The following is a 9,420-nucleotide window of genomic DNA, read 5'->3' as shown; positions in this document are numbered from 1 at the left end:
CCCCCCCCCCCCCCCCCGCGCAACGGGTCTGGACGAGGACGAGGTGGCCGAGGATCCCGTGCGGCACCAGGTCGTGCCGGGCCGAGACGGCGACGAGTTCCTCCCCGATGCCCTCGCGTTCCGCTGTCGCGCCCAGCCGCTGGAAACTCGCGAGGTAGCGCGCGTTGAGGGCCTGCACGAGCACCGCGGGGTCGACCAGCTCCCGCGCCAGCCGTTCGGCCTCCGCGGCGGCGGCAGGCCCGCGAGCGCCGCGCACGCCGCGCAGCTCGATGCCGACCGTGGCCAGCAGCCGGGCACGGGAGACGTCCGGTCCCGGTGCGGACAGCAGCCGCTCGGCGGTGGCGACGATGCGCGCGGCCTGCTCGGGGTCGTCGGCGCGCGACCACAGGGCGGGGACGTCGAAACCCCCGACGACGCGGGCCGCGGCCCGGGGATCGAGTCCGTCGGCGGCGTCCAGGGTGCTGGTGCGGCCGGCGCGGGCGGCCTCGAGCCCGTCGCCGCCGCTGACCGCCAGGTGCCGCAACGCGTCGACGGTGACGTGCCAGCGCGCCGGTGCCGGCGCGGCCAGCACCCGCTGCTCGGTCCGGGCCAGGGCGGGCCCGGCGTCCAGGCCCAGTTCGGTGGCCAGCAGCCTGCGGGCCTCGCGCAGGACGGTCAGGGCCTCGGCCCGCCGGCCGCAGGCGGCCAGCGCCGCCCCGAGCAGCCGCCAGCCCTCCTCTCGCCAGGGGTTCTCCTCGGTGTGCCGGCGCAGGTCGGCGACGGCGAGTTCGGGAGTTCCGCAGCGGATCCTGGCGGCCCCGAGGAGTTCGACGGTGTGCAGCCGTTCCTCGTGCAGCCGGGCGCGTTCGGCGGTCAGCCAGGGTTCATCGCCCAAACCGTCGAGTGCGGGTCCACGCCACAGCGCCAGGGCGTTCTCCAGATCGACGACACCGGCGTCCGGGCCGGGGCGGCGGAACTGCTCGACGTCGAGGGCGCCGGCCGGCAGGTCGAGCACGTACCCGGCCCCGGCGGTGCGCAGGACCCGCGCCGGGGTGCGGGGTGCGCGGTCGGGTTCGAGCGCCCGGCGCAGGGCGGCCACGAAGGTGCGGACGGCGGCGACGGCTCCGGCCGGGGGCGCGGTCCACAGGTCGTCGACGAGGACGGCGAGGGGCACGACGCGGCCGCGCGCGACGGCGAGCCGGGCCAGGACGGCGCGGTGGCGCGGCCCGCGCAGGTCCACCTCGACGTCGCCGCGCCAGGCGAGCACGGGCCCGAGCAGGCCGATCCGGACGGTCACGCTCCGATCGTCTCGCTCATCGGCTGCTCATCGGCGACCGGGACGCTGGCGCCATGGCAGAACTGATCGAAGGCAGTGACGGGGTCCGGCTGGCTGTGGACGTCACCGGGTCGGGGGATCCGGTGGTGCTGCTGCACGGGTTCCCGCAGACGCGGCGGATGTGGCGGCACGTGGCCGCGGACCTGGCCGCCGACCACACGGTCGTCGCCGCGGACCTGCGCGGGTACGGCGACAGCGACGCCCCGGTGGCCCGGTCCGCGGACACCTACGCCAAGCGCACGATGGCGCTGGACGTCCTCGCGGTCGCCGATGCGCTGGGCCTGGACCGGTTCACGCTCGTCGGGCACGACCGGGGCGCGCTCGTCGCCGTCCGCGCCGGGCTGGACCACCCCGGCCGGGTGAGCGGCCTGGTGTGCCTGGACGTGGTGCCGACGCTGGACACCTGGGCGGTGCTGCACGGGGTCTCGGCCGCGGTGGCGTTCCACCTGTACCTCATGGCCCAGCCGCCAGGGCTGCCCGAAGTCCTCATCGGAGCGGCGCCGCGGGAGTTCTTCGGGTACTTCCTGGACCTGTGGGCGAAGGACCCGGCGGCGCTCGCGGACGTGCGCGAGCACTACCTGCAGGCGTCGGCGGCGCGGGTGCCCTCGATCGTGGCGGACTTCCGCGCCTCGGCCGGGATCGACCTGGAGCACGACACGGCCGACCGCGCCGCCGGGCGCACGCTGGCGATGCCCGTCGGGGTGCTGCAGCAGGACTGGGGCGCGCAGCTGGGTGCGGACATGGCCGCGGTGTGGGGTGCGTGGGCGCCCGTGCTGGAGCACCGCCTGACCTCGGCGGGGCACTTCGTGGCCGAGCAGGCGCCGGAGGAGGTGGTCGCGCTGGTGCGTTCGGTCGCCCGGCTGGGCAGGCAGGACCCGCCGCCGAGCGCGGTGGGCCGGTGAGGCCGACGTGGTCGAGCCTCGCCGCGGTCAGCGCCGCCGGGGCACGAACCGGAACAACCCGGCGGCCGCGGCGACGGCGAGCGCGGCCACTCCCCCGGTGGCCACGACGAGGCTGCCCGTGGCCAGCGCGCCGACGAGCAGCGGCCCGCAGGCGGCTCCCGTGTCGGTCACCAACCGCCAGGCGCCGAGGAACACGGCCCGCCCCCCGGGTGGGGCCGCGTCGGCGCCCAAGGTCATCACCAGGCCTGCGCCCATCCCGTTGCCCAGCCCCATGACGACACCGACGAGGGCCACGGTCAGCGCGCTGTGCGAGAAGGGCAGCAGCAGGTGCCCGACGGCCAGGACGAGCATCGACGGCACCCCGACGGCGGCCCGGCCGACCCGGTCCATGACCGAACCCGCCGGGTAGAACAGCAGCATGTCGACGGCGCCGGAGATCCCGGCGACCAGGCTCGTGGTGGTGGCGTCCAGGCCGACGTGGTCGCACCACAACGGCAGCACGGTCTGCCGGGACTGCCGCACGGCCTGCACCATCAGGGCGGCGACCCCCAGCGTGGCCAGGACCCTGGCGTGCGACCGGAACACCTCCCCCAGGGTCGGCGCCGGGCCGGCGTGGTGCTCGGCGACCTCGGGGTCGGGCAGCAGCAGGACGACGACGGCGGCCGACCCCACCGCGACCACGGCCACCAGGTAGGACCCGCGCACGCCCCACACCGCACTGCCCGCGGCACCCAGGAACGGACCGAGGAACGTGCCGATGCGCCCGACCCCGCCGAGCGTCGACAGCGCCCGCGCCCGCAGGTGCGGTGGGGCGGCGGCGGTCAGGAACGACTGCCGCGCCAGGCTCCAGATCGCGGCCGCCAGTCCCATCGCCAGGATGCAGGCGGCCAGCACCGCCTCGGACGGGGCGAACGCGGCCCCGAGCAGGGCCAGCGCCGAGAGCACCGCGGAGAACAGCATCGCGGTCCGTTCCCCGACCCGGGTCACCATCGCGCCCGCCGGCAGCGCCCCGGCGACCTGGCCGATGCCCAGCAGGGCGACGAGGAACGCCGAGACGGCGACGGAGGCGCCGAGGTCGCGGGCGGTCAGCGGCAGGACCGGCAGCACCGCGCCCTGGCTGGTGCTGAACAGGGCGGCGGGGGCGTAGACCGCGGCGAGGGAACGCCAGCCGAAGGAGTGGCTGCCCCCGGCGGTACGCATCCGGCGACGATCCCAGACTCGTGGCCTACTCGTACGCCCGGGCCGGGATCTGGGTGGCGAGCTTGCCGCCGGAGACGTCCACGAGCGTGCCGGTGATGTAGCCCGCGGCGTCGCTGGCCAGGAAGACCAGCAGGTCGGCCACGTCGTCGGCGCTCTCCCAGCGACGCAGCGACAGCGTGTCGAGCAGCCGGTCGGCCGCCTCGGGCGGCAGGTCGGCGAAACCGTTCATGGCGGTGGGGACCATCCCCGGCGCGTAGGCGTTGACGGTGATGTCGTACGGGCCCAGCTCGGAGGCCAGGACCCGGGTGAACTGCACGACGGCGGCCTTGGACGCCGAGTAGGCGGCGCTGCCGACGCTGGGGACGATCGCGGCGAACGACGCGGCGTTGACGATCCGGCCGCGCCGGTGCGGTTTCATGACCTCGGCGACGGCCTGGCTGACCAGGAACACCCCGCCGACGTTGACGTCCAGGCACTGCCGGAACCGTTCCCAGCTCAGGTCGGCGACCCGGCCCTCGACGTTGACGCCGGCGTTGTTGATGCAGACGTCGACGGTCCCGAAACGGCTCACGACGTCGTCGACGGCCGCCTGGACGGAGACCGGGTCGGTGACGTCGCAGGCGATCTCGACGACGCCCGGTTCCGGGGAGGCCTCGAACGCGCGGTCGAGGGCGACGACGCGGCAGCCCTCGGCGAGGAAGCGCCCCGCGATGGTCCGGCCGATCCCCCGTCCCGCTCCGGTCACGACCACGACGCGGTCGGTGAGGTCCAGGTGCACGGCAGATCCTCCTCAATGAGCATACTATTGGGGACGAACCTACGACCTCGGGAGAGCGACGTGCAACGAGTCCTGTGGATCACCGGCGCCGGCTCCGGGATGGGGCGCGCGGTCGCCCGTGTCGCGGCCGCTGCGGGCTGGACGGTCGCCCTGAGCGGCCGGCGTGCCGACGCGTTGCGGGACACGGCCTCCGAGGTCACCGCGGCCGGCGGAACCGCGCTGGAACTGCCGCTCGACGTCCGCGACGGGGACGCCGTCCGCGCCGCCCGGGCCCGCATCGTCGAGGAGTTCGGGCGGATCGACGCCCTGGTGCTGGCCGCCGGGCGCAACACCCCGCAGCGCGCGTGGGGCGACCAGCGGATCGAGACGTTCCACGACGTCGTGGCGGTGAACCTCGGCGCCGTCGTCACGGTCGTCGACGCCGCCCTGCCGGACCTGCGCACCTCCTCGGGGGTGGTCGTCGTGGTGTCGTCCTACGCGGGCTGGTCGTTCCACCCCAGCGCGGGGGTCGCCTACTCCGCCAGCAAGACCGCCCTCGGCTCGGTCGCGCGCACGCTGAACGCCCAGGAGGCCGCGCACGGCGTGCGCGCCACCCACCTGTGCCCGGGGGACGTCGCCACCGACTTCCTGTCCCAGCGGCCCACGGTCCCCGACGCCGCCGCGCGCGAACTCATGCTGACTCCCGACGACATCGCCCGGACGGTGCAGTTCGTCCTGGACTCCCCGGCGCACGTGCGGATCGACGAACTCGTCGTCTCCCCCGTCTCCCAGCGGTGAAGAACTCCCGGCGGTGAGGAGCCCGGCCTTCACCCGCGTCCTCGACGAGATCGGGTCCGCCATCGTCGGCGGCCGGTTCCCGCCCGGGTCCCGGACGTCGGTGGAGGCCCTCGTGGACCGGACCGTCGCCTCCCGCAGCATCGTCCGGGAGGCGACGCGGGTCCTGGCCTCGCTGGGGATGCTGACCGCCTCACCGAAGGTCGGCCTCGTGGTCCGGCCGGTCGGGGACTGGAACCTGCTGGACCCGCACGTCGTCCGCTGGCGGCTCGCCGGTCCCGACCGCGACGAGCAGCTGGCCGAACTCCGGGAACTGCGCGCCGCGGTCGAACCGGCGGCGGCCCGGGCCGCCGCCGTCCACGCCGACGACGCGTCGAGGAACCGGCTGTGGGAACTGGCCGCACGCCTCGACGTGGCCGACGCCCCGGAGTTCGCGCGGATCGACGCCGAACTGCACGCCGCCGTCCTGGAGCTCTCGGGCAACGCGATGTTCGTCAAGCTCGGCGCGGTCGTCGGTGAGGCCGTGCACGAACGCGCCGACGTCGATCCCGTCGCCCACGACGTCGGACTGCACGCCGTCCTCGCCCGGGCGGTCGCCGGCGGCGACGCGACGGCGGCCGGAGCGGCGATGCGGGAGATCGTCGCCAGGACCTCAGCCCAGTGAGTCGACCACCTGCACCAGGGGCGCGTACAGCCGCATCGCCTCCAGCGCCCGGTCGTGGTCGGCGTCACTGGCCCCGGCGCACGCGTCGGCGACGACCGTGACCGGAACACCGTCGTCGGCCGCCGCCAGGACGGTGGACAGCACGCAGCAGTCGGTGGACACCCCACCCACGACGATCGGCGCCTGCCCCACGACCGCCCGCAACGGCGGTCCCCACTTGCCGAACGTGGTGCGGGTGACGACCGGGACGTCCTGGGTGTGGAACGGGTCGACGAGGTCGTACAACGGGTCGTCGGCGGGCACCAGCGCGAACGGGAACTGCTCGTAGTAGGGCTTCCAGGCGCCGGCCGGTTCGGCCGGGGCGACGAACCGGGTGAGCACCACGTTTGGCGCGAACCGCTCCACCAGGCCCGCACCCACCTGCGCCGCCGCGTCGAAGCGCGGCGCCCGCCACGGCGAGTCGGGAGCGCCGAAGATGCGCTGCAGGTCGATCAGCACGAGCCAGGGGTCGTCAGCCACGCTCGGACGGTACGGCAGAGTCCGCCCGTGAGCACTCGGCAGACGATCTCCAGCGGCGGCGCGTGGGAACCGGTGGTGGGCTACTCCCGCGCCGTCCGCGTCGGGAACCACGTCAGCGTGGCGGGCACGACGGCCGCCGCCCCCGACGGCCCGGTCGGCGGCGACGACGTCGCCGAGCAGACCCGTACCTGCCTGACCCGGATCCGGGCGGCGCTGCTGGAGGCGGGGGCGTCGCTGGAGGACGTCGTGCGGACCCGCATGTTCGTCACCGACATCTCCCGCTGGGAGGAGGTCGGCCGCGTGCACGGGGAGTTCCTCGGCCACGTGCGGCCCGCCTCGACGATGGTCGAGGTCAGCGCGCTCATCGAACCGGGACTGCTGGTGGAGATCGAGGCGGACGCGGTCATCACCCGGCCGTGAGCGGACGGAGGTTCTCGGCGTCGACCCACGCCTCGACCAGGACCGGGTCGTCCCCCGGCACCACGTAGACGACCCGGCCGCGCCACCCGTTCGGCCCACGGACCCACACCACGACGATCCCGGGCCACGGCTCCCCGCCGTCCGTGGCGCGGACCCAGCAGTGCCGGACGGCCGGCTTCTCCTCCACGCCGGCGCGGGCCTGCTGCTCACGGACCACCTGGTACAGCGGACGCTGCCCGTTCCTGCGCAACTGACCCCCGGACACCTTCCGAGCATGCCACAGCCGTCGAACGGCTGTTCGAACCCCGCCCCGTCCGGCGTCAGTGGCGCTGCGCCGGTGCCGTGACGTCGCCAGCGCTGGTCCACGCGACGGCTGGTCCGATGTCGAGGAGCTGCTCACGGGGCCGAGCGAGCCGACCCGGGAGCAGGAGCGGGAGCTGATCGACAGCGGGATCACGACCGGTGGAGGCTCGCGCACCTGCTGGTGCACCGGCGAGGCCTCCGCTCGGCCCGTGGCCCGGTTCCTCGCGGTCCGCAACGGCGTGGCGGACGATCAGCGCGGGGAAGTGGACCGCCGGCGGTGGTCCACGCGGGAAGAACTCCGGTCGGTGATCGTGACCCGGATCGAACCGCCCCTCCCCCGCCGGACCGTCCCCACCACCGTCGCGCGGCGGTCGAGGTCGTCGCCCGGGACGGCCAGCCGGAGGACCCGGCCGGCTGGGAGCGCCACCTCGAAGAGCACGTCCCGAGACGCGGGAGGTGCCGGGCGTCCGCGCCTGCCCATCGTGGAGGAAACCCTCGACCACACCGCCTGGAGGCCAGGTCACCGACGACGCGACGTGCGCTCGCGGAGTTCCCGCACGGTTCCCCGCGGCGCCGGGCACACTGTGGCCGTGGAGCGTCAAGCATTCGGCGCGGCGGTGCGCCAACTGCGCGAGGGCACGGCCCCCACGACGGTCGGGCTGACCCCGGGTGGCCGGCGGGTGCGCGGGTTGCGGCGGGAGGAGCTCGCCGAGCTCGCGGGCATGTCCGCGGACTACGTCCGCCGGCTGGAACAGGGCCGCAGCCACCCCTCGGTCGGTGTGGTGAACGCCATCGCCCGGGCGTTGCGGGTCGGGCGGGCCGACTACGAACGGCTCTGCGCGCTGGCCGGTCACGCCGCCGCCGAGGGGTGGGTACCGACCGACCTCGGCCCGGGCGCGACGCGGCTGCTGGAGCGGTTCGCCGACACCCCGATGATCGTCTCGGACGGGGCGATGAACGTCGTGGCGGTCAACAGCGCGTTCCTGGCGCTGGAGCACTGGAACCTCACCGGGGACCGCTGGCAGTGGAACGTGGCCTGGCGCGCGTTCTGCGACCCGTTCGAGGCCTTCAAGCAGTCCGCGGCGGACGCGGACGACCACGAGGCGGTCCTCGTGACCCGGCTGCGCAGCTCGCTGCTGCGCTACCCCGCCGACGCCCCGCTCGCCGACCTGGTCGACGAACTGCGGACCCGCAGCCGCCGGTTCGACGCCCTGTGGCGCGCACCGCGGCCGGTGCACGCCTACGAGAGCAGCGCGACGATCACCCAGTCCGACGGGGGCTCCGTCACGCTCGTGGGGAACCTGATCGCCATCCCCGGTGACGACCTGGCGGCCGTGGTGCTGACCGCGGCGCCGGGTTCGGCCGACGCGGCCCGGCTGGCCGAGGTCGTCGGCGCCGCCGACGGACCGGCCGTCGTGAAGGTGGGCCGATCCGGCCCAGGATGAACGCGTCAGGACCTGCGACCTTCGGTGACGTCCCCAGAACGGAACCCACGAGGAGCAGGTCCACCCATGAAGGCGATGCGTTTCCACGAGGTCGGCGGACCCGAGGTGCTGCAGTACGAAGAAGTCCCCCTGCCCACCCCGGCCGCCGGGCAGGTGCGGCTGCAGGTGGCGGCCTCGGCGTTCAACGCGGCCGACAACGGCATGCGCGCCGGGTTCCTGCCGATCCCGGTCGTGCTGCCACACGTTCCCGGCTACGACGTCTCCGGCACGGTCGACGCGGTCGGCGAGGGCGTGGACGGTCTGCAGGTCGGCGACGCGGTGATCGGGTTCCTGCCCATGGAGCAGGACGGGGGCGCGGCGCAGTACGTGATCGCGCCGGCGCAGGCGCTGGTCGGGGCACCCGCGACCATCCCCCTGACCGACGCGGCGGCTCTGCCGTCGGTGGCGTTGACGGCGTGGCAGGCGCTCTTCGACGAGGGTGGCCTGCAGGCGGGTCAGCGCGTGCTCGTCGTCGGGGCCGGTGGGGTCGTCGGCAAGTACGCCACCGCCCTGGCGAAGCGGGCCGGTGTGCACGTCGTCGCGACCGCCAGCCCGCGCAGCGTCGACGCGGTCCGCGCCGCAGGAGCCGACCAGATCGTCGACCACACCCGCACCGACCTGCTCACCGCGGTCGAGGAGCCGGTGGACGTGCTGCTCAACCTCGCCCCCCTCGACCCCGAGGAGTTCACCGCCCTCGTGGCCCTGGTCCGCGACGGCGGCACGGTCGTCAGCACCACCGCGTTCATCCCCACGCCCGGCGACGACGCCCGCGGCGTCAGCGCGGTGACCGTGTTCGTCCGGCCCCACCGCGAGCGCCTCGCCGAACTGGTGTCCCTGGTGGACGACGGGACCCTGCACGTCGAGGTCACCCGTCGCATCTCGCTGGCCGAGCTGCCCGCCCTGCACGCCGAAGCCGTCGCCGGGCGCATCCCGGGCAAGGTCGTCGTCGTTCCCGAATGAGTCCCGGGGGGGGGGGGGGGGGGGGGGGGGGGGGGGGGGGGGGGGGGGGGGGGGGGGGGGGGGGGGGGGGGGGGGGGGGGGGGGGGGGGGGGGGGGGGGGG

General features: G+C 75.3%; 11 protein-coding genes. 6 read left to right on the top strand and 5 right to left on the bottom strand.

From position 1 onward, the window contains the following. On the bottom strand, positions 1 to 1,276 hold a 1,276-nt coding region (locus tag ACRYR2_RS24675), incomplete at its 3' end, for an AfsR/SARP family transcriptional regulator (RefSeq protein WP_432565647.1). A 53-nt stretch (positions 1,277 to 1,329) separates the two neighbouring features. Here ACRYR2_RS24675 and ACRYR2_RS24670 point away from each other — a divergent pair. Next, positions 1,330 to 2,217, top strand: a complete 888-nt coding sequence (locus tag ACRYR2_RS24670) for an alpha/beta fold hydrolase (RefSeq protein ID WP_432565646.1) — start codon at positions 1,330 to 1,332, stop codon at positions 2,215 to 2,217. 27 nt (positions 2,218 to 2,244) lie between these two features. Here ACRYR2_RS24670 and ACRYR2_RS24665 read toward each other — a convergent pair whose 3' ends face one another. After that, on the bottom strand, positions 2,245 to 3,417 hold the full coding sequence (locus ACRYR2_RS24665) for an MFS transporter (RefSeq protein WP_432565645.1): 1,173 nt from the start codon (positions 3,415 to 3,417) through the stop codon (positions 2,245 to 2,247). A 25-nt stretch (positions 3,418 to 3,442) separates the two neighbouring features. Beyond that, complete coding sequence (locus ACRYR2_RS24660; protein WP_432565644.1) at positions 3,443 to 4,195, bottom strand: SDR family NAD(P)-dependent oxidoreductase; 753 nt, start codon at positions 4,193 to 4,195, stop codon at positions 3,443 to 3,445. Between the two features lie 60 nt (positions 4,196 to 4,255). Between ACRYR2_RS24660 and ACRYR2_RS24655 the strand changes: the two genes are divergently transcribed. Further along, positions 4,256 to 4,972: an SDR family oxidoreductase gene (locus ACRYR2_RS24655; protein ID WP_432565643.1), complete on the top strand. Its 717-nt coding sequence runs from the start codon at positions 4,256 to 4,258 to the stop codon at positions 4,970 to 4,972. Positions 4,973 to 4,985: 13 nt separating this feature from the next. Continuing rightward, entirely contained in the window at positions 4,986 to 5,633 is a 648-nt protein-coding gene (locus tag ACRYR2_RS24650) for a FadR/GntR family transcriptional regulator (RefSeq protein WP_432565642.1), read from the top strand. On the opposite strand, the gene ACRYR2_RS24645 is transcribed toward ACRYR2_RS24650, so the two are convergent. Next, complete coding sequence (locus ACRYR2_RS24645; protein ID WP_432565641.1) at positions 5,622 to 6,152, bottom strand: cysteine hydrolase family protein; 531 nt, start codon at positions 6,150 to 6,152, stop codon at positions 5,622 to 5,624. The two genes, ACRYR2_RS24650 and ACRYR2_RS24645, sit on opposite strands and share 12 nt — an antisense overlap. Positions 6,153 to 6,179: 27 nt before the next feature. On the opposite strand from ACRYR2_RS24645, the gene ACRYR2_RS24640 reads away from it, so the two are divergent. Then, complete coding sequence (locus ACRYR2_RS24640) at positions 6,180 to 6,572, top strand: RidA family protein (RefSeq protein ID WP_432565640.1); 393 nt, start codon at positions 6,180 to 6,182, stop codon at positions 6,570 to 6,572. Here ACRYR2_RS24640 and ACRYR2_RS24635 read toward each other — a convergent pair. Next, positions 6,559 to 6,837, bottom strand: a complete 279-nt coding sequence (locus ACRYR2_RS24635; protein WP_432565639.1) for a hypothetical protein — start codon at positions 6,835 to 6,837, stop codon at positions 6,559 to 6,561. The genes ACRYR2_RS24640 and ACRYR2_RS24635 overlap by 14 nt on opposite strands. 628 nt (positions 6,838 to 7,465) lie before the next feature. Here ACRYR2_RS24635 and ACRYR2_RS24630 point away from each other — a divergent pair. Further along, positions 7,466 to 8,320 (top strand): helix-turn-helix domain-containing protein, encoded by an 855-nt coding sequence (locus ACRYR2_RS24630; protein WP_432565638.1) that lies wholly within the window; start codon positions 7,466 to 7,468, stop codon positions 8,318 to 8,320. 66 nt (positions 8,321 to 8,386) lie between these two features. Beyond that, a complete protein-coding gene (locus ACRYR2_RS24625; RefSeq protein WP_432565637.1) occupies positions 8,387 to 9,319 on the top strand; it encodes an NADP-dependent oxidoreductase in 933 nt (310 codons plus the stop codon). The last annotated feature ends 101 nt before the right edge of the window (positions 9,320 to 9,420 follow it).

The organism is Kineococcus deserti (assembly GCF_050871945.1).
In the GTDB taxonomy this organism is placed as follows: domain Bacteria; phylum Actinomycetota; class Actinomycetes; order Actinomycetales; family Kineococcaceae; genus Kineococcus.
Note: the sequence above shows the minus strand (reverse complement) of the source record. Positions and strands in the feature narration are given on the sequence as shown.

What these genes read in the sequence shown, in the direction of transcription:
- ACRYR2_RS24665 (WP_432565645.1), bottom strand. Translation starts at nt 3,417, where the DNA reads ATGCGTACCGCCGGGGGCAGCCACTCCTTCGGCTGGCGTTCCCTCGCC.
- ACRYR2_RS24670 (WP_432565646.1), top strand. Translation starts at nt 1,330, where the DNA reads ATGGCAGAACTGATCGAAGGCAGTGACGGGGTCCGGCTGGCTGTGGAC.
- ACRYR2_RS24625 (WP_432565637.1), top strand. Translation starts at nt 8,387, where the DNA reads ATGAAGGCGATGCGTTTCCACGAGGTCGGCGGACCCGAGGTGCTGCAG.